Below are 20,166 nucleotides of genomic sequence, written 5' to 3'. Positions count from 1 at the left end.
GACGGGGTCCCCGCTCAGCGGTCGCGGTTGAAGCGCGTGGTGATCCACAGCAGGAGCAGCAGGATGATCAGGGCGCCGCCGCCGGTGACGGCGGGGTTCAGGCTGTCGTGGTTTCCGCCGTGCGGCTCGCCTTCGGCGGCAAGGGTGACCAACTGGGCTGCGGCGCTGTGGAAGCTCATCTTCGGCAGGACCTATCGCGTGTGGGCGGGATAAAGATGTCGGCTCATCGTAAGCGGGCGGCCGCGCGGCGATCACGCCGACTCCTCCGTTGGGGACGGCCGGCCGGAACTTCCGGCGGCTGTCAGTCGTCCTTCCGCTTGTAGCCGCGCAGCAGGAACCAGGCGGTCAGTACGCAGCCCAGGACCATCACGATCAGGATGAGGCGGAGGAGATTCCCCGACCCGTGCTGCTGGACAACGCTCGCGGCGGCCTCGGTCAGCCAGGCGGCTGCGGGGTGGTGATCCATGAGTGGGCTCCTTCGGCTGTACTGCCCGTCAACGGTATCTCCGCCTAGGCTGGGCCCCGCCTCGGGGGCACAGTGGCACTCATACGCACTTGGGGGAAGACATGTCCGACGACGGCCAGCAGCCCACGGGGCACGAGCGCGTGCCGAGCAGGCAGCGCAGGCGCTTCCCGGGGATCTCCTCGCGTGCCTACGAGCATCCGGCCGACCGCTCGGCCCTGGTCGCGCTGCGCAAGCTGAGTGGATTCGACACCGTCTTCAAGGCGCTCAGCGGGCTGCTGCCCGAGCGGAGCCTGAGACTGCTGTTCCTGTCCGACTCGGTGCGGGTTTCCGAGCGGCAGTTCCAGCACCTGCACGACATGCTGTTGGACGCCTGTTACATCCTGGACCTGGAGAAGGTCCCGCCGATGTACGTCACGCAGGATCCGCAGCCCAACGCGATGTGCATCGGCCTGGACGAGCCGATCATCGTCGTCAGCACGGGGCTCGTGGAACTCCTCGACGAGGAGGAGATGCGGGCGGTCGTCGGGCACGAGGTGGGACATGCGCTGTCCGGGCACTCGGTGTACCGCACGATCCTGCTGTTCCTGACCAGCCTGGCGCTGAAGGTGGCCTGGATTCCGCTGGGCAACCTCGCGATCATGGGGATCATCACGGCACTCAGGGAGTGGTTCCGCAAGTCGGAGCTGTCCGCGGACCGGGCGGGGCTGCTGGTGGGGCAGGACGTCCGGGCCTCGATGCGCGGGCTGATGAAGATCGCGGGCGGCAACCACCTGCACGAGATGAACGTGGACGCGTTCCTGGAGCAGGCCGAGGAGTACGACTCCGGGGGCGATCTGCGCGACTCGGTGCTGAAGATCCTGAACGTGCTGCCGCGCTCGCACCCGTTCACCACCGTGCGGGCCGCCGAGCTGAAGAAGTGGGCCGAGTCCCGCGACTTCCAGCGGATCATGGACGGCCACTACCCGCGGCGTGACGAGGACAAGGACGCCTCGGTCAGCGACTCCCTCCGCGAGTCGGCGGCCCACTACGCGAGCGATGTGAAGGCCTCCAAGGACCCGCTGATGAAGCTGGTCACGGATCTCGCGGGCGGCGCGGGCGACCTGGGCGGCCGGGTCCGCCGAGGCTTCGAGGGCTTCCGGACCCCGCCCCCGCCGAAGGAGGGCCCGGCGGACGCCGCGGAGTAGAGCCGAGCAGAGCTGTCCCCTCCGCCGCAGCGGCGTCCGGCCGTGCTCGACCTGCCCTCCCCCGCTCACACCCGCGCCGATCCGGAGAGGTTCCCCGCCTACACCGTCGGCTGAGCACCGGCGGCCAGCGTCCCGCACAGGGCCGCAGGGCTGTCCGTCTCATAGGGATTGGTGCCCGCGGGACCACCCGTGCGGGCCGTCTGGCCGGCCAGCAGGGGGCGGAGGTAGGCGGTGGAGTCCTCGGCGCAGGCCAGAGGGCCCGCCTGGACGTAGGACGTGACCAGCTGGACCTGGTGGGTGCGCAGGTCGTCGCGGGTGAAGCGGAAGGTCAGCTCACGGCGGACGGTGAACAGGGACACGGCCGCGTTCGCCGCGGCACGGGCAGGGCGCAGGGCGTAGACGAAGGTGTGGTCGGCGGTGACCTCCAGCGCGCCCGAGTCGGTCTCGGTGGCCTGCAGGTCGCCCTGGACGCGGATCCTGTCGTCGGCGAGCCGGACGCGGGAGGGGTCGAGACGGACCAGCCACCCGGTGGCGGCGTGCCGGCCGTCCGCCGCCGGGTGCTGGATGCTCTGGTCGAACTGGTCGAGCTGGTCGGCGTCGAGGAGGGACCGGGCGGGGTGCACCTGACGGCCGGTGAGCACCTCGGGGTAGAGCGAGGAGCGGACGATGTAGTCCTTGGCGGTGGTGAGGGCGGTCACGACCTGGCTGTCGGAGAAGTGGGCGGTGCTGCGGGAGACCGGCAGGGGTATGCCCTCCGCGCCGACCTCGTACGGGGCGGCGGGGCTGTGCCTGTACAGGCTCTCGGCGTCGGTGGCGCCGGGCACCTCGGCCGTCGGGGCGAGCGGGATCACCGTCATCCGCAGGGGTTCGACGGTGCGCCGGGCCTGCGCGGTGCTGTAGGGGTGGCGGACGCCCATGTAGATGGCGGTGGCGAAGGCGACGGCGATCAGCAGGACCAGGATCAGGGCCTGCCGGGTGAGTCCGCGGTGCAGCGGCGGGCGCCGGCGTACGGCGGGCGCGTGGTCGGCCATTCGTTCCTGGGCGGAGTACTCCTGGAGGCGGGCAGCACGGACGAACGACTCGTCGAACACGACGGATCGGTACTCGTCCTCTCCACCTGCGGGGCCGCCCTCGGGTGTGCCCTCCGGTGGGTCTCCAGGCCCGCCCATACTTTCAGAGTAGGTCTCGGGGGCCTCGGGTAAACGCCCTGCTACACGACAAGTTCTGACAGGTGCTCACCAAGAGTGGGGCGGGCGTTCAGGGGGAGCGCGGGATGGCGGAGGCGGCCGGCTGGGAGGTCTCGGCGGAGGCGGAGGGAGCGGCGGCGCCGCCCTGTTCGAGGCCGCTGGAGGCGGGTGCGGGTATGCCGTCACGGGTGGTGGCGGAGCCGCCTCGGTAGACGGCGGCGAAGGCCAGGGCGACCATGCCGATGCCCATCACGACGGCCAGCACCCAGGCCACGGGCCGGTGCCAGCGGACCTGCTTGCCGTATCCACCGAAGTGGCGGTCGCCGAGGACGTAGGTGTCCTCCGGCTCGTCGTCGTCCGGATCTTGACCGAAATCGGTCCCCTCGGGGCCGTAGGCGTCGTCGTAGCGCTCGCCTCGGGCGTGGGCGCGGCGGGCCTCCGCCTCGGAGGCCTCTGCTCTGGCCTGGGCGGCGGCCAGGAGGCGCTCGACGGCGGTCGGCTCGTGGACCGTGGCCGCCTGTACGAAGGCCTCGTCGAAGACCACGGAGGCGAACTCTTCGTCCGACACCCCGCGGTCGTGGTCGTCGTCGGGCTCCCAGCCGTCCGGGAACGGCGTGCCCCCCACGTCCTCCGGCACGGATCCAGAGTAGACCTGGGGGGTCAATTTGGGCAGACGGTATGGAAATTCATCCGCCTGATGAGACGCGTTTCGGACGTGCGGCCGAACGGGTGAGTCTCAGGGGCGCACGTGGCCGTCGCCGGTGACGATGTACTTGGTGCTGGTCAGCTCGGGGAGGCCCATCGGGCCGCGCGCGTGCAGCTTCTGGGTGGAGATGCCGATCTCCGCGCCGAAGCCGAACTGGCCGCCGTCGGTGAAGCGGGTGGAGGTGTTGACGGCGACGGTGGTGGAGTCGACCAGCTGGGTGAAGCGGCGGGCGGCCTGCTGGGAGGTGGTGACGATGGCCTCGGTGTGGCCGGAGGTCCACAGCCGGATGTGCTCGACGGCCTTGTCGAGGGAGTCGACGACGGCGGCGGCGATGTCGTACGAGAGGTACTCGGTCTCCCAGTCCTCGGCCACGGCCTCCACGACCGTCGCCTTGGAGTCCTTGGCGTAGGCCAGCACGCGCTCGTCGGCGTGCACGGTGACGCCGGCCTCGGCGAGGGCGTCGAGGGCGCGCGGCAGGAACACGGGGGCGATGTCCTGGTGGACGAGGAGGGTCTCGGCGGCGTTGCAGACGCTGACCCGCTGAGCCTTGGAGTTGATCAGGATGTCGATCGCCATGTCGATGTCGGCCGCCGCGTCGACGTAGACGTGGCAGTTGCCCGTGCCGGTCTCGATCACGGGGACGGTGGACTCGTTGACCACGGTCTGGATCAGGGAGGCGCCGCCGCGCGGGATGAGGACGTCGACCAGGCCGCGGGCGCGCATCAGCTCGCGGACGGACTCGCGGCTCTCCCCGGGCACCAGCTGGACGGCGTCGGCGGGCAGCCCGGCGCCGCCGACGGCGTCGCGGATGACCCGGACGAGGGCGGTGTTGGACTCGTAGGCGGAGGCGGAGCCGCGCAGCAGGACGGCGTTGCCGGACTTCAGGCACAGGGCGGCGGCGTCGACGGTGACGTTCGGGCGGGCCTCGTAGATGATGCCGACGACACCGAGCGGGACGCGGACCTGGCGCAGGTCGATGCCGTTGGGAAGGGTGGAGCCACGGACGACCTCGCCGACCGGGTCGGGCAGCTTCGCCACGTCCCGGACGTCGGAGGCGATGGCGCGGACCCGCTCGGGGGTGAGGGTGAGCCGGTCGACGATGGCCTCGCTGGTGCCGTTCTCCCGGGCCTTGGCGACGTCCTTGGCGTTGGCCTCGACGATCTCGCTGGTCCGGACCTCCAGGGCGTCGGCGATGGCGAGCAGCGCGTCGTCCTTCTCGGCGCGCGGGAGCGGCGCGAGGTCGGCGGCGGCGGCCTTGGCCCGGTAGGCGGCCTGGGTGACCGGGGACATCGAGTCGTACGGCGAGAGCGTGGTCATACCCGCAGGGTAGTGCGCCTGCAGACGGGGGCGGCAACCGTCCCGGGGGCCGAGACGGCGAGCCCCCGGGGCCGTGTGCGCCCCGTGCCCGTGCCTCCGGCGGCACGGGCACGGGCACGATCACAGGATCAGATCAGCGCCTTCTTGTAGAAGATGTTCGAGCGGCGGTCGCCCGCGGTGCCGGAGGCGAAGCCGATGAAGAGGCGGGCCTGACCGGAGTCGGTGCGGTAGACGGCCAGCCCCTCCGGCTCGCGGTAGGAGAGGCTCTCGCCCGCCTTGGTGAGTACCGGCCCCTGCTTGACGGCCCCCGAATTGAGGTCGACGCAGGTGATGCGGGTGTTCCCGGGCCGCGGGTTGCTCGCGGAGTAGGCGTTGCCCGTCAGGTGGTACAGGTACTGGCCGTAGGAGGTGTAGCCCTGTGCGGTGCCCGGGATCGAGGGCTGCTTGAAGTACGCCACCGGGCTGCTGAAGTTGCCCGCGGAGGCCTGGCTCATCCGGTAGGCGGCGATGTACTTGGCGCCGTTCTTCTGGTGGCGGACGACCATGATGCCGTGCACCTGGTCGATGGAGCAGGTGAACTCCACGCCGCTCGCCACCGGGCGGTACTTCTGGATCGCGGAAGAGGTGTGGGACAGCGAGCCGCCCCGTACGAACTTGAAGCGGCCGAGGCGGGTGCCGTAGCCGTTCGTGTTCGCGTCCACCTCCGTCCACAGCCAGCTGTCGCGGCCCCGCGGCTCGACGCCGAAGGCGACGCCGTGGCCGAAGCCCGTCAGGTGCATGGCCGAGACGCGGTTTCCGGCGAAGTCCAGCTCGGTGATGCAGAGGTCGCCGGACGTCTCGCCGCTGCCGTTGCGTCGCTGTGCGACGAAGAGGCGCTTGTTGACGCTGTCGAAGGCGAAGCCCTGCTGGACGGTGTCGTCGTGCAGCTGCCGGCCGCGGAACAGGTCGTAGGACGGCGCGGTGAGGTCGAAGCGTGGCGAGGCGGCGATCGCGGCGGAGGCCGTGCCCCGGCCGGCCCCCACACCCAGCGCGGCGATCCCCAGACCGCCAGCGGCCCGCAGGATCCCTCGACGGCCGATGGTGTGCTGCTCCATGGTCCCCCTTGTGTGGCGGTGGGTAAGCGGAGACGCATGATCCACATGCGTCGCGCCGAACCTACCGGGCGGCCCCTGGGGGCCGGTATGCGGGACCAGGGCACCGGTGCGGGATCGGAAGGGCGGGTTCAGAAGGGGTGGACGCCGACGGGTGTGGCGGGGGCGGGGCCGTAGCCCTCGGCGATGCGCTGGTGGTAGGTCTCGCGGTCGATGACCTCCAGGCCGACGATCTCCCAGGCGGGCAGCCCGGCGCTCTGCCGGTGCTCGCCCCACAGGCGCAGGGCGACGGCGGCGGCGTCGTGCAGGTCGCGGGCCTCTTCCCAGTATCTGATCTCGGCGTGGTCGGTGGCGTATCGGCTGGTCAGGAGGAAGGGGTGGTCGTAGGCCAGCTGCTCCAGGGCACGGCGCAGGTCGGGCAGGGGGACGTTCTCCCCGGAGACGCTGAGGGTGACGTGCCACAGCCGGGGCAGGTCCTTGGGTTCCTCGTAGGCGTCCCCGGCCGCGATGCTCGTCAGAGCACCGCGGGTTGTCACCCCAGGGCGCACTCGTCTCACGACGGCCTCCTTCACCCAGCACTCGGAAACGTGTCCTGACACAAAGTTGAGCAGGCCCTACGGCACCGCGGGGCGGTTTTACGGAACGTCCCCCACCGGGGGCTGTCGTTACGTCCCGTTTTACGAGTGCAGCAGCACCAGGTCGTCCCTGTGTACGACCTCCCGTTCGTACGCGGGGCCCAGCTCCCGGGCCAGCTCGCGGGTCGAACGCCCGAGCAGCCGGGGGATCTCCTTGGAGTCGAAGTTGACCAGCCCCCGGGCCACCGCGCGGCCCGCCGCATCACGCAGCTCGACGGGGTCGCCGGCGCTGAACTCGCCCTCCACGGCCGCGATCCCGGCGGGCAGCAGCGAGGTGCGCCGCTTCACGACGGCGTCCACCGCGCCGTCGTCCAGGATCAGCGCACCCTGCGGGGTGGACGCGTGCTGGAGCCACAGGAGCCGGTCGGCGGAGCGCTTGCCGGTGGGGTGGAAGTAGGTGCCGGTGTCGGCGCCGCTCAAGGCGTCCGCCGCGTGCACGGCGCTGGTCAGCACCACGGGGATGCCGGCGGCGGCCGCGATCCCGGCGGCCTCGACCTTGGTGACCATCCCGCCGGTGCCGACGCCGGCCTTGCCCGCGCTGCCGATCTCCACGTGCGCGAGGTCCTCGGGCCCCCGCACCTCCGCCAGCCGGGACGTCCCGGGCTTGCTGGGGTCGCCGTCGTAGACGCCGTCGACGTCGGAGAGGAGGACCAGCAGGTCGGCGTGGACGAGGTGGGCGACGAGGGCGGCGAGGCGGTCGTTGTCGCCGAAGCGGATCTCGTCGGTGGCGACGGTGTCGTTCTCGTTGACGATCGGGAAGGCACCCATCGCAAGGAGCTTGTCGAGGGTGCGGGAGGCGTTGCGGTGGTGGGCGCGGCGGCTCATGTCGTCGCTGGTGAGCAGGACTTGGCCGACGCGGACGCCGTAACGGGCGAAGGAGGCGGTGTAGCGGGCGACGAGCAGGCCCTGGCCGACGCTGGCGGCGGCCTGCTGGCGGGCGAGGTCCTTGGGGCGGCGGCGCAGGCCCAGCGGGGCGAGACCGGCGGCGATGGCGCCGGAGGAGACGAGGACGATCTCCCGCTCGCCCCCGCTGCGGATCTTGGCGAGCACGTCCACGAGCGCGTCGACCCGGTCGGCGTCGAGGCCGCCGGCGGCGGTGGTCAACGAGGAGGAGCCCACCTTGACGACGATCCTGCGGGCCTCGCCCACGGCCTGCCTTGCCCTTGCCACCTGCGGTCCGTCCCCTTCACGCGCGTTTCACAGGCCTGACGCCCTGCGTCGCAATCTACGCCAAAGGGCTGGGCCGGTGCGCCGCGGTCCACGGAACGGACGACGCCCCGGGCGCCGAGCACCCGGGGCGTCTGCCGATGGTTCATCGCCTCGCCGTGTCAGGCGTTCCTATGTCCACCGCACCACGTGGACCAGCCCCCACCCGCCCAGCGCGAGGAGCACTCCGGTCGCAACCGACGCTCCCCATGCGTAGCGCGGCTTGAGCTCGGGCGCCTCGCCGGCATCGGGGGCCACACAGCGTTCCAGCAGCAGGAAGGTGAAGAACCCGAAACCGGTGACCAGGCAGACGGCGAACCAGACGCCACGGTTCTTGACCCGCATGTACCTTCTCGGCAGCGCGTAGGCCGCAGCCAGTACGGCCACGCCCACGCCGACCGCGGCCCAGCGCAGGACCGCGGACCGGAGGAAGAGCGGATAGGCCGCGGGCAGGAGGACATCCAGCGCTCCTGGCCCCTGGTCGGCCGACCGGTCGCGGAACGGGAGGTCACCCATGCGCTTTCCCGCCTTGGCGGCGATCGCCTTCTCGACGGCGGCCACATCGTCGCTGCCGGGAATCGCGCCCGGCGCATGGGTGTGCACTTCGCGGTAGATCAGCGGAACCGTCTCCCAGAGCAGGTTCACTCCGTGATCGTCGTACCAGGTCTCGACCACCGGGGGCCTGCCCGACCGCAGAGCATTCACCAGGTCTTCCTGGGTGCTCGGAATCGGGAACAGCTGGAACAGGCACGCCACATAGGACACACCCAGGACCGCCAGGGCGATGAACCGGGCCGCCCTGGTCAGCGATGTCGAGATGCCGAGCGACCTGCTGATGCGGGAGTCATTGGACATGAACCGTCACCGTTCCATAGAACTCCTGCGCGATGCTGGAGAACGCGTGACCAGAAGGAATGTCTCCCACACCGGGGGCATGCGTGAGCGAGGCCATACCCGTTTTGTTGTAGGAGGCGAAAGCAACCGTGAAGGAGTGGGATTCCCTCGACTGGGCGATCACCTGGTACTCGATGTTGTAGCTGCCGAGAAACGCAGCAGGAGTCTCGCTCCCGGCTCCGCCGTCCGTGAGCATGCCGAGCAGGTCCTTCCCGATGTTCGACTTCGCGTCGGCATGATCCGCGTTGCCTCCGAGTTCACCCACGGGAGCGTCGAAGTCGGCGCCGATGATCTTGCGGGCCAGGCCTTCCACCACCTTCTTGTGGGACGCGTCCAGCATCAGTTCCTGGGTCAACGGACTGCCGTCGTCGAAGGGAATGTTGTTCACGTCTCCCTTCCCGTCGGCCCACAGGTAGAAGAGATCCCTCCAGCTGAGCTGCGGGGAATGGCCGCTGAGGTAATTACATGCGGCGGCTTCTCCGCTCTTCACCGAGGCACCCGCGGTGCAAGGGCGCGTGTTTCCGGCGACAGCCTCGATGTACTTGCGCAGCTGAATGGCCAGCTCTTTGTGGATACCGGGCTTTTCATTGGCGACGAGGGAGTTCAGACTCCGAATGCACGCGGCGTCACAGCCGCCACCACTGGTGGACGTGTCGTTGTCGAGCGAGCCCGTGTCCACCAGGGCGCTGGAACCCTTCGGCTGCTGAGGATAGTCGTCTCCCGGCAGGGGGGCTCTCATGAGCCCGCTCGGATCGGCGAAGTTGACCGGGTTGTTGCCGCTGTAGCTGTAGGCCGAGAGGTTCTGCGGTGCGTACGGCTTGGTCAGGTCGTCCGGGCTGATGAAGCGGCCGAGGGCCGCGTCGTACATACGGGCGCCGAGGACGGACAGGGCGGTGGAGTCGTCCTCGGGTTTGCCGAGGAAGCCCCGGTCGGTCGCGGAGGGCAGGGCAGTGCTGCCGCGCTGCTTGCCGAACGGCGTGTACTTGCGGCGGGTGACCGTGCCGTCCATGGCGACCAGCAGGGAGGTGGAGGCCTGGGTGTCGCTCAGCAGCCAGGTCAGCTTGCCGTTGCTGCTGCCGTCGTCCTGGCGCATCGCCACCGTCGTCCCGGCGGCCGAGTACAGGCGGGTGGCCTTGACGCCGGCGGCGCCGGCCTTGTGCAGTTCCTGTCCGTCGAGGTAGAGCACGTTCTCCTGCGCAGACGTGCGCAGCAGGACGGTGCCGTCGGTGTCGTAGACATAGGTGGACGTCTCGTCGCCGCCGGTCTTGTGCTGGGTGATCCGGCTGACCCGGTTCTGCGCAGTCCAGTCGATGCCGGAGCTGACGCCCTTGACCGTGCGGGCGGTCATCTGCCCGGACGTGTTGTAGATGAAGGTGTCGGAACCGGCCTGGGTCACCGCGTGCGGGTGCGCCTGCCCGGCCGTGTAGGCGGTGCCGTCGGCGCTGTAGCCGGGGTAGGTGTAGCCCCTGGTCGTCGAGCCACTGGCGGTGGTGTCCTTGACGGACATCAGGTTGCCGAGCTCGTCGTAGGTGTACGTCTGGTCGTACGGGTCCAGGCTGCTGCTCCGGTCCGGCGTGGCCGCGCCGGTGCAGCCGTCGCTCGCCGCGGTGGTCCAGGCGTGGCTGAGCCGGTTGAGCTCGTCGTAGGTGTAGCACTCGCTCTGTTGGGTGACACCGTCGGTGATGCCGGTGATCTGGCCGGCGAGGTCACGGGTGTAGGTGTCGTCCTGTGCGGTCTTGGTGGTGCTGCCGGCGGTGACGGTGGTGCGGATGTCGGCCAGCGCGCCGGTGCCGTTCGTGTCGTTGAAGGTGTAGGCGCGGTTGACCGTGGCGTCCATGCCGCCGCTGGTGCCGTAGGTGCGGGCGTCGAGACGCCCCACACGGTCGAACCCGAAGGACGACTGGTAGGTGGCCAGGGGCGAGGACACCTTCGAGGGCCGTCCCTGGGCGGTGTAGGTGGTGGTGACCGTCTCCGCGGGAAGGCCGCCGGCCGCCGGGTAGGAGACCGACGTCATGTGGTCGGCCTGGTCGTAGCCGTAGCCCATGGTGTAGCTGCCGGCGAAGCCGGAGCCGTCGTCCGGGACGGTGACCTTCTTGCCCGTCGCCCGGCCGCGGTCGTCGTAGCCGGTCACCGCGACGGTGTAGGCCTTGCCGCTGGTGTAGCTGGTCGACGAGGCGAGCTGTCCCAGACCGCCCGGGGCCGTGTCGTAGGCCCACTGCGACAGCACGGTGGAGCCCTGGGAAACCGTCGTCTGCCGGCCCATGTTGTCGTACTGGTACGTGAGCGTCGTGCCGTTGACGGTCTCCGTGCCGACCTTGCCGTTCAGGTCGTACTGGGTCGAGGAGCTTCCGGCGTCCGGGTCGGCCACGGAAGTCCGGTCACCGGCCCAGTCGTAGCCGTATGTGGTGACGTTGCCCTTGGCGTCCGTGATCTGCTTCAGCTTGCCGCTGCGCGTGTACACGTACGACGTCGTCTGCGCCGCCAGGGGACCGTGCTCGACGACCTTGGTCACCTGGCCGAACACGTCGGTGAAGGTGTCGGTGCGCTCACCGGCCGCCGGGATGCTGGTGGTGTGGTCACCGTAGTAGTAGGTGCGGGTGTGGCCCGTCGCCTGTGGGGTGCCATTGACCAGGATCTGGGTCTGGGTCGTCCGGCCGGCCCAGTCGATGACCGGATCGGTGTAGGAGGGCAGGTCGGCCACCGTCGGGAGCACCATCCCGGAGCCCGCGGCGCTGGAGTTGTAGAAGGACGCGGAGGTGCCGGTGACGTTGCCCGAGGTGTCGTAGCGGGTGGAGATCACGTCGCGGCCGGTGCCGTCCGGCGCCGTGGTCTGGGCCTCACGGATGCGGCCCAGACCGTCCAGGTAGTTGTAGGAGTTCACGTACGTGGTGCCGGACTGCAGGACCCCGGTGGTCACCTGGCTCGGTCCGGCCACCGCGTCGGGGACGCCGTCGCTGTTGGTGGCGGTGGGTGTCACGTAGCCGAACTGCATCGACGGGTGTCCGTCGGGGTAGTTCGCGATCTCGGTCGGCTTGAAGACCTGGACGTAGCGGCCCACCGAGTCGTGCACGAGGCGGGTGGTGCGGCCGTTGGCGTCCAGGACCTTGTAGGGGGTGCCCCACAGACGCGAGTACCAGGTCGTGGTGGACTCCGTCGTGCCCGGACCGGTGCTGCCGTCCGGGTCAGGGGTGGTGACCGTGACGCCGTTGGCCGGCCAGGACGTGGCCGGCGAGTACGTCGTGGTGGTCTTGTTGCCCTTGCCGTCGTAGCCGGCGGTCACGCGGCCGGCGCCGTCGTAGTCGGCCTTGGTCGAGCGGTACGCGGAGGAATCGGTGTAGGTCCGCTTCTCCGTCGCGTTGCCGTCGACCAGGGCGGCGTCATTGTCCGTGACGGACGTCGAACCGTCGTACAGCGTCACCGTGTACGAGTCCTGGTTGGCCGAGCCGCGGGAGGCGCAGTCCGCCGCGTAGTGGCGGACCTCGTCCTGGAAGACCATCCAGCGCTTGACGTCCGAGTTCGGGAAGTTGAACGTGTTGTAGGCGCGGCCGTAGGTGGTGCACCGGTTGTCGTCGACGTTGACCTCGCCCCAGTCGTTGGTGCGCAGGGGCAGGCCGTAGGTGGTGCTGGTGGACGACGTGTCGTCGTATTCGTCGTTGACGACGCTCTCGCGCCAGCCCTGGGAGGTCAGCGTGTCCGTCGTGGTCTTGCTGTCCCGGACGAAGCGGGCGTCGGGCAGGCCGGCGTACTGGGCGGTGTCGTGGTCCCAGTACTCCTTGCGGACGCGCTCGTGGGACTGGCCGTCGCCGTCCCGCTTGGACATCTCCAGCGTCTTGCCGGCCAGCCAGGCGTGGTCGGTGAAGGAGTCGCCGAAGCCGTCGCTGACCGTGACGGTACGGGTCGCCGACGGGTCGGACTTGGAGGTGCGGTCGGCGCTGAGGCCCCGGTACAGCCAGTAGTAGGTGGACGCGGCGTTGCTCTGGCTGCCGGTGAAGACCTCGACCTGCTGGTAGCCGCGCCAGTCGGACCACGATTCGTCGGAGTCGGGCACGAGCGGGTCGTTGTTGAAGCGCCAGCCGGCGCCGCCGTGGTACTCGTACCGGGTGGTCATGACCGGGTCGCCGTCGTGGCCGGCGCCCTGGCCGACACCCGGGTCGACGGAGACCTGGGTGACCAGGTACTTCTTGAACCACCCGGTCTGTTCGGAGCCGCCTTCGGGTGTCCACTTCTGCCAGAAGCAGTCCTCGGTGTTGGACGACTCACTGGGCAGGTTGTTGATGTCGCAGGCGTCGGGCTGGCCGTAGGTGACGCTGGTGACCGAGCCGAGGTCGCTGTAGACGGTGTCGACGCGCCGGAAGTTCAGGGTGTGGGAGCCGACCTGGTTGTCCAGCCATTCACCGTTGAAGTTGATGACCGGCAGGGTGATGTCGGCGCCGTCGCCGTAGCCCTTGCGCTGGACGTAGTCGAGCCAGAGGGTCTTGCCGACCGAGCCGGAGGGGTCCGGCAGGCCGTACTTCATCTGGTACTGCATCGCGGGCGCCCAGGCATCGGTGTCACTGTCGCGCACGTAGGTCTTGATGTCCCACAGCATGTCGGTGCTGAAGAACGTCGGGTAGTACGTCTTGCCCGCGCAGTAGTTGTCCGCCGACGTGCCGTCGCACATCAGGTCGGTCGGCACGTCGGGGTAGGAGTCCGGGGTACTGGAGATGCCCGGGCAGGCCGCCGGCTCGTGGTCCAGCGGGTTGGCCTCACTCATCCGCTCCACGCACCGGCCCACGTGGCTCAGCAGGACCTCGGCCGGCAGCTGGGCGCCGGAGATCTGGGAGGCCCATCCGTACTCGATGCGGATCGGGTAACCGGCCGCGTCGTAGGCGCGTGCCTTGTCGGCGTTGATCACCGAGCGGTAGTGGTTGACGAACTTGTCGTAGAAGTAGGAGTTCTCGACCTCGTTGGGGTCGACCACGCGGTCCAGGTTCCAGCGCCAGGCCTGGGTGCACGGCTCCGGGAACTGGGAGTGGCAGGGCTCGCCCGAGTCGTCACCGGCCACCGGGACGGTCAGGACGGAGTGCGTGTACTTGTCCCAGTTGGGATCCGGGTCCGTGCGCTCGGAGCGGCCCCAGCCGAAGTAGTAGCGCATGCCGTTCTGGGTGGAGATCACCCAGTACTCGTCGTCGGCGCCGTGGCCACCGGTCAGGTGCTGCACGCGCCAGCCCGGGTCGTCCTGGAGGTGGTAGGAGCCGGTGCCGTTGCCGTCCTGGATCAGAGCCGTGTTCACGCCGTTGAGGCTGATGGTGTACTCGGCGCCGTCCGGCTCGGTGCCGGGATTCGGCGACTGCCAGCACAGGTCACCGACGGTGTTGTTGACGTCCTGCGAGCAGTTCTTGTACTTGCGCTCGATGTAGCCGACGTTCAGGTCCCAGCCCATGCCTGCCCAGGATGCCTGGTTGTTCGTCGCCGAGGTCCGGCCGTCGACCGACTGGGAGTCGTACGTCAGGGCGAGGTCCGGCGTCGCGCCGAAGGGCGCCTTGGGCAGGGTGACGGGCAGGTTGTAGGTGAAGTCGCCGGAACCGGTCGACACGTCCCACTTGCCGGTCGGACTCAATGTCGACGCCCGGTAGTCACCGGCGTCCGAGGACGACCCCGTCGTCAGCGTCGTCACCGTGGACGCGGTGGCCGCCGACATCATCGACATGCCGGACGCCGGGGCGCTCGTCGTCGCGGTGGGGTCCGCGTCGGCGTACACCGTCGCCGTCAGCCTGCCCGTTTTGATGTCGTTGTGGATCGGCAGGTAGCGGCGGGTGTCCGGGGAGCAGCCGCGCTTCTTCGGTGTGGTGAGCGCGCACGCGGGCATCTGCACCAGGCGGAGCCGGGAGGCGAAGTCGCCGCCGTGGGCGTACTTGAAGGCGTTGTAGTCGAGGGTGACGCCGACCGGTCCGGGGGCGGGCTTCCCGTCCTTGCGGGTCAGGCGCAGCGCCATGCCGACACCGCCGATGGACTTGATCTTCGCGCGGTCCAGGACCTGCACGTCGACGTCGCCGGGGGTGCTGCCGGAGGGGGAGAAGCCGAGCTTCCTGCCCTCGGCGACGGCGTCCTTGGCCGCCTTCTGGCCGAGCGCGAACGCCGACTGGGGCGGCAGTCCCGCGGTGCGGACCTGCGCCGCCGTCGGGGTCTGGACCGACACCACGGCGGACTTGGCGGCGGCACCGCCGGCCGAGCTGTCGACGACGGTGCCCGAGGGCGACACGGCCAGGGCGTGTCCGGGCCGGGCCTTCGCGAGGTGGACCCGGGCGCTCACCCCCTTGGGCCAGGCCACCTTCGGCGCCTTGGTCATGGTCGGCTCCGCCTGCTGCTCGGGCACCTTGCCGCCCTTGCCCGCCGGCACGCTCACGGTCCTGTCCTCGGGCTTCGCCACGGCGACGGACGCGGCGAACGCCGGCGTGGACAGCAGAGCGGACAGCAACGCGCCGGAGACCGCCACGACGAAGCCGCGTCTGTACGACGCATGCATCACGAACCCCCACCCCTCTGGCCGAATATCGACCACAAACGGTCACAAAGAGCGGGTCCGTGGCACGTAGGCAGCACAAAGCCGACACATGGCGAACACGCGTTGGCGGAGATTAACCAGATACTTAATCGCACCATTTCTAGTCAAAGCGGATCGCTATCCGTCAAACATCGTGGGCACCTTGGCGGAAGCTTTGCGCTGCCGTGACCAACGGAATATCTGATTCCGCCATCCCTGTCGCAATCGATTCACAGGTGCTTTAATGACCGGCCGGCAATCCAGCCGACTTCCCCTTGGTGCGGCATGTCCCTTTTGCCTGCCAAAGGCGCGGAGATCGGCGCTTTTCTCTTTTGGTCTTGGGGGGTTTCCACCGCCATGCTCGATCGCAGACGCTTTCTGCGCGCCGGAGGCGCCGTCGTCGGCGCGGCGGCCGTTCCGCTCGTCGCCGTCGGCGTGGCCGAGGGTGTCGCGCACGCCCGGCGCACGTCCTCCCAGGGCGACGTCACGCCCGGCTCGGTCACCGCGAGCAAGCGGTTCGACCTGAGCGATCCCTCCGACATGCTGCTGCGCGAAGTGCAGCTGACCGGCACCCGCGTGCTGCAGTCCTTCGCCTTCGACAACACCCGCGGGCATGTCTTCACCGTGCAGCTGGTCGACGGGGGACTCCAGCTCCCCGGGGAGACGCAGACGTACTCCGGCGCCGACCGCGAGGCCAACGGCGACCTCGTCCTGACCCGGCTGGACCTCTCCGGGAACATTCTCGGCACGATGTATCTGCGCGGATTCGGACACGGTGTGCAGATCGGCGTCGAATCCACCACGTCCGGCTCATATCTGTGGACCGAGACGCACAACATCCGTACCGCGAATTCCGACGGCACCTACACCGGCTGGGGCGACCGGCTCGCCCGGTTCGAGTTCGCCAACGGGTCGGTGCTCACCGCGAACTCCCCCGCGCTCACCCAGTACACCCTGGAAAGCGGCGTCGACCGCACCACCTGCGCCGTCGATCCGGTCACCAACCGGCTCGCGGTCCGCTGCCGTGTGAACGGGGTTTTCCGCTTCCGCCTGTACGACCTCGCCGCCTTCAAGTCGGGCGGCAGGACTCCCCTCGCCGACGTCGCCCAGCCCGCCGACCTGCAGCCCGGCTACACCGACGTCTTCCAGGGGTTCACGAGCTACGGCAGCTACCTCTATCTGCTGGCCGGCTCCGCCTACGGCAGCAACGGCTCGGTCTCGCCGGACGGCAACGCCTACATCACCACCGTGGACTGGAACACCGGCACGGTCACGGAGCAGAAGCTCACCAAGGCCGCCTCCTCCCTGCTCTACCGCGAGCCCGAGGGCATGGCCATCCAGATCCCCGACCCCGCCAACCCGTCGGCGCTGCGGCTGTGCAGCGGCTTCGCGTCGTACACCTCGGACACCGACCAGAGCAAGCGGGCGAGCATCTACTACAAGGACGCGCTGGTCTGATACGAAGACGTGTCCGATACGAAGACGTGCGGAGGTCGGGGTGAGCCTTGCCACACCCCGACTGACCAGCGGCGGGCGGAGCGCGGTAAGAACATCCCACCAGTCACGTTGGGGTAGGCTTAAATCAACGTTAACCTCGCACTCCTTGTGCCTTCTCGCCTCCCGTCCCGCGGCCCAGCAGCGGGACGCGGTCGCGTCTGAACCGACAGTCCAGGAGCCCCAAGCATGCCCCTCGCGAATGGAAGCGCTTCGCCGAAAATAAGCGTGGTTGTCCCTGTTTACAAAGTTCAGGGGTATCTGCGAGCGTGCTTGGACTCCATTCTCTCCCAGTCCTTCGAGGACTTCGAGATCGTCGCCGTCGACGACCACTCCCCCGACTCCTGCGGCCGCATACTCGACGAATACGCCGCCCTGGACGAGCGCGTCATACCGGTGCACTTCGAGGAGAACCGGGGCATCGGAAAGGCCCGGGACGCCGGTGCACTGAAGGCGCGCGGCGAGTACATCCTCTTCCTCGACAGCGACGACACCCTCGCCGAAGGCGCACTGCAGGCGATAGCCGAGCGCCTGGAGGTCACGGACAACCCCGACATTCTGCTGCTCAACCACGTCCGCACGTACTGGAACAACCGCGTCCAGGCGAGCGCGGCCGGCGAGATGCTCGCCGCCGCCGGCACGGACGTCTTCACGGCCCTGGAGCGGCCGGAGTACCTCAACATGTTCGCCGTGGTGTGGAACCGCGCGTACCGCCGTGAGTTCTACGTCGACGAGCACAACTTCACCTTCACCGACGGCATCTACGAAGACGCGCTCATGGTCTACAAGACCATGCTGACCGCGGAGCGCATCGCCGCCACCGACCACGTCTGCGTCGAGTACCGCCAGCGCCGCCAGGGCAACTCCATGCGCACGCCCGGCCGCAAGCACTTCGGGATCTTCGAGCAGTACGCCCGGCTCTTCGAGTTCCTCGACGAGAATCCCCACACCGAGCCGGTGCGTCCGCTGCTGTTCGAGCGCATGGCCAGCCACTTCCTGTTCACCCTGGCCCGTGAGGACCGCATCGTCCCCAAGGACCGGGTGGAGTTCTTCAAGCTGTCGGCCGCCCAGTACAAGCGTTTCAAGCCGAAGGGCTTCGTCCTTCCGGAGGGCTCGCAGGGCACCAGGTTCCAGCTGCTGGAGCGCGGTTCCTACACGGCGTACGCGGCGGTCATCGCCGCCGGCAACACCCGTCGCCAGGTGATCAAGCGGGCCGCCAAGGTCAAGACCAAGCTGGGCAAGACCGCCTACAACCGGCTCTACCAGCTGCATCTGCGACGCCCCGTCGACGAGAACCTCGCGGTCTACGCGGCCTACTGGAACCGCGGCGTCGCCTGCAACCCCGCGGCCATCTACCACAAGGCCAAGGAACTCGCCCCGAACGTCCACGGCGTCTGGATCGTGAAGCGCGACGCGGTGGACACCGTCCCGGCGGGCGTGGACTACGTGGTGGCGAACTCGCCCCGCTACTGGGAGGTCATGGCACGCGCCAAGTACCTCGTCAACAACGTCAACTTCCCCAACAACTTCGTGAAGCGCCCGGAGCAGGTCCACCTGCAGACGCACCACGGCACCCCCCTCAAGCAGATGGGGATCGACCAGCAGAAGTACCCCGCGGCCGCCAAGGGCATGAGCTTCGCCAAGATGCTGGAGCGGGCCGACAAGTGGGACCTCAGCCTGACCTCCAACCAGCACTCCACGGAGATCTGGGAGCGGGTGTACCCCTGCGCGTTCGAGGCGATCGAGTACGGCTATCCGCGCAACGACGTCTACTTCCGGGCCACCGCGGACGACGTCCTGCGGATTCGCCGTGAACTCGGCATCGAGGAAGGCAAGACCGCCATCCTCTACTGCCCGACGGTGCGCGACTACCAGAAGGGCTATGTGCCCCGCATCGACCTGGAGCGGTTCTGCCGCGAGCTGGGCCCGAACCACGTCGTCCTCGTGCGCACGCACTACTTCTACGGCGCGGACCCCCGGCTGGAGGCGCTGCAGGAGCGCGGCCTGATCAAGGACGTGTCGCGGTACCCGGTGGTGGAGGACCTCTGCCTGGCCGCCGATGCGCTGATCACGGACTACTCCTCGATCATGTTCGACTACGCCTGCCTCGACCGCCCGATCGTCACCTACGCGGACGACTGGGAGGTCTACCGCAAGGCCCGCGGCGTCTACTTCGACATTCTCTCCGGCGAGCCGGGCGAGACCCCGGGCGCGACCGCGACCACCGAGGACGAGCTGATCGAGGTCTTCCGTTCCGGCGCCTGGAACAGCGGCAAGGCCGCCGAACTGCGGGCGGCGTTCCGCGAGCGGTTCGTGCAGTTCGACGACGGGAACGCGGCGGAGCGCGTGGTGCGGCGCCTGTTCCTCGGCCAGGAGCCCACCCCTGCCGTGCTGCCCCTGGACGAGCGGACTCCGGCACCCGCGCCGGCTGCCTTCGCCAAGGCACGTATTCCGCAGCAGCCGACCGGCGAGCGTGGCCTCATCGGCGCCTGACGTGCAGAAGGAAAGAGACGAGCACCACATGGTTTCCCGCCCCACCCTCTCCAAGGCCGTCATTCCGGCGGCAGGTCTCGGTACCCGGTTCCTGCCGGCGACCAAGGCCACTCCCAAGGAGATGCTGCCGGTCGTGGACAAGCCGGCGATCCAGTACGTGGTCGAGGAGGCCGTGTCGGCGGGGCTCGACGACGTCCTCATGATCACGGGGCGCAACAAGCGTCCCCTGGAGGACCACTTCGACCGCAACTACGAGCTGGAGTCGGCGCTCGGCAAGAAGGGTGACGCCGAACGGCTCGCGAAGGTGCAGGAGTCCAGCGACCTGGCGACCATGCACTACGTGCGCCAGGGAGACCCCAGGGGGCTGGGCCACGCGGTGCTGTGCGCCGCCCCGCACGTCGGCCACGAGCCCTTCGCGGTGCTCCTGGGCGACGACCTGATCGACCCGCGCGACCCGCTCCTGCAGCGCATGATCGAGGTCCAGGAGCAGCACGGGGGCAGCGTGATCGCCCTGATGGAGGTCGCGCCCGAGCAGATCCACCTCTACGGCTGCGCGGCCGTGGAGGCGACCACCGACGGTGACGTCGTGCGGGTCACCGGTCTGGTCGAGAAGCCGGACACGGCGGACGCCCCGTCGAACTACGCGGTCATCGGCCGTTACGTCCTCGACCCGCACGTCTTCGACGTGCTGCGCAGGACCGAGCCGGGCCGCGGCGGCGAGATCCAGCTCACCGACGCGCTCCAGCAGCTCGCGACGGACGAGAAGACCGGCGGCCCGGTGCACGGTGTCGTCTTCAAGGGCCGCCGCTACGACACCGGCGACCGGGGCGACTATCTGCGTGCCATTGTCAGACTCGCGTGCGAACGTGAAGACCTGGGCCCGGGCTTCCGGACCTGGCTTCGCGATTATGTCGGCCAGGAGCTGACGGGCGACGACAGCTGACGCCGGCACCGAGAAGATGAGAGGGCG

Annotated in this window: 14 protein-coding genes; 4 read left to right on the top strand and 10 right to left on the bottom strand. The window is 69.2% G+C overall.

Annotated features, from left to right (window positions below; genetic code table 11):
- Positions 1-14: 14 nt before the first annotated feature.
- Positions 15-179 carry a hypothetical protein gene (locus ACZ41I_RS01320; protein ID WP_363218433.1) on the bottom strand — a complete coding sequence of 55 codons (165 nt, stop codon included), beginning with the start codon at positions 177-179 and terminating at the stop codon, positions 15-17.
- 122 nt (positions 180-301) lie between these two features.
- Positions 302-466 (bottom strand): hypothetical protein, encoded by a 165-nt coding sequence (locus tag ACZ41I_RS01315; protein WP_468512892.1) that lies wholly within the window; start codon positions 464-466, stop codon positions 302-304.
- 101 nt (positions 467-567) lie between these two features.
- Between ACZ41I_RS01315 and ACZ41I_RS01310 the strand changes: the two genes are divergently transcribed.
- A complete protein-coding gene (locus tag ACZ41I_RS01310; protein WP_399772072.1) occupies positions 568-1,650 on the top strand; it encodes a M48 family metallopeptidase in 1,083 nt (360 codons plus the stop codon).
- 98 nt (positions 1,651-1,748) lie between these two features.
- Here the strand turns inward: ACZ41I_RS01310 and ACZ41I_RS01305 are convergent, their stop codons facing one another.
- The 8 genes from ACZ41I_RS01305 to ACZ41I_RS01270 all read right to left on the bottom strand — a co-directional run bounded on the left by ACZ41I_RS01305 (position 1,749) and on the right by ACZ41I_RS01270 (position 15,191).
- A complete protein-coding gene (locus tag ACZ41I_RS01305; protein ID WP_468512891.1) occupies positions 1,749-2,819 on the bottom strand; it encodes an SCO2583 family membrane protein in 1,071 nt (356 codons plus the stop codon).
- 88 nt (positions 2,820-2,907) lie between these two features.
- Positions 2,908-3,474 carry an SCO2584 family spore wall biosynthesis protein gene (locus ACZ41I_RS01300; protein WP_468326936.1) on the bottom strand — a complete coding sequence of 189 codons (567 nt, stop codon included), beginning with the start codon at positions 3,472-3,474 and terminating at the stop codon, positions 2,908-2,910.
- A 99-nt stretch (positions 3,475-3,573) separates the two neighbouring features.
- On the bottom strand, positions 3,574-4,860 hold the full coding sequence (locus ACZ41I_RS01295) for a glutamate-5-semialdehyde dehydrogenase (protein ID WP_363218438.1): 1,287 nt from the start codon (positions 4,858-4,860) through the stop codon (positions 3,574-3,576).
- A gap of 128 nt (positions 4,861-4,988) precedes the next feature.
- Positions 4,989-5,954: a phage baseplate protein gene (locus ACZ41I_RS01290; protein WP_399772077.1), complete on the bottom strand. Its 966-nt coding sequence runs from the start codon at positions 5,952-5,954 to the stop codon at positions 4,989-4,991.
- Between the two features lie 128 nt (positions 5,955-6,082).
- Positions 6,083-6,508, bottom strand: coding sequence for a hypothetical protein (locus ACZ41I_RS01285; RefSeq protein ID WP_363218440.1), 426 nt, complete (start codon positions 6,506-6,508; stop codon positions 6,083-6,085).
- Between the two features lie 120 nt (positions 6,509-6,628).
- Entirely contained in the window at positions 6,629-7,735 is a 1,107-nt protein-coding gene (gene proB, locus ACZ41I_RS01280) for a glutamate 5-kinase (RefSeq protein WP_468513072.1), read from the bottom strand.
- 189 nt (positions 7,736-7,924) lie between these two features.
- The gene (locus ACZ41I_RS01275) at positions 7,925-8,647 is read right to left on the bottom strand and encodes a hypothetical protein (protein ID WP_468512890.1); all 723 of its coding nucleotides are present in this window, start codon (positions 8,645-8,647) and stop codon (positions 7,925-7,927) included.
- A complete protein-coding gene (locus tag ACZ41I_RS01270; RefSeq protein WP_468512889.1) occupies positions 8,637-15,191 on the bottom strand; it encodes an RHS repeat domain-containing protein in 6,555 nt (2,184 codons plus the stop codon). Before ACZ41I_RS01270 ends, ACZ41I_RS01275 begins: the two co-directional genes overlap by 11 nt.
- 375 nt (positions 15,192-15,566) lie before the next feature.
- Here ACZ41I_RS01270 and ACZ41I_RS01265 point away from each other — a divergent pair, with 375 nt between their 5' ends.
- The 3 genes from ACZ41I_RS01265 (at position 15,567) to galU (ending at position 20,139) form a co-directional block, all read left to right on the top strand.
- Positions 15,567-16,667, top strand: coding sequence for a phage baseplate protein (locus tag ACZ41I_RS01265; RefSeq protein WP_363218443.1), 1,101 nt, complete (start codon positions 15,567-15,569; stop codon positions 16,665-16,667).
- Between the two features lie 225 nt (positions 16,668-16,892).
- Entirely contained in the window at positions 16,893-19,196 is a 2,304-nt protein-coding gene (locus ACZ41I_RS01260) for a bifunctional glycosyltransferase/CDP-glycerol:glycerophosphate glycerophosphotransferase (RefSeq protein ID WP_468512888.1), read from the top strand.
- A gap of 28 nt (positions 19,197-19,224) precedes the next feature.
- Entirely contained in the window at positions 19,225-20,139 is a 915-nt protein-coding gene (gene galU, locus ACZ41I_RS01255; RefSeq protein ID WP_468512887.1) for a UTP--glucose-1-phosphate uridylyltransferase GalU, read from the top strand.
- Positions 20,140-20,166: the final 27 nt, after the last annotated feature.

This window comes from Streptomyces sp. NPDC030799, assembly GCF_055572255.1.
This window is presented reverse-complemented; position numbering and strand designations above follow the sequence as displayed.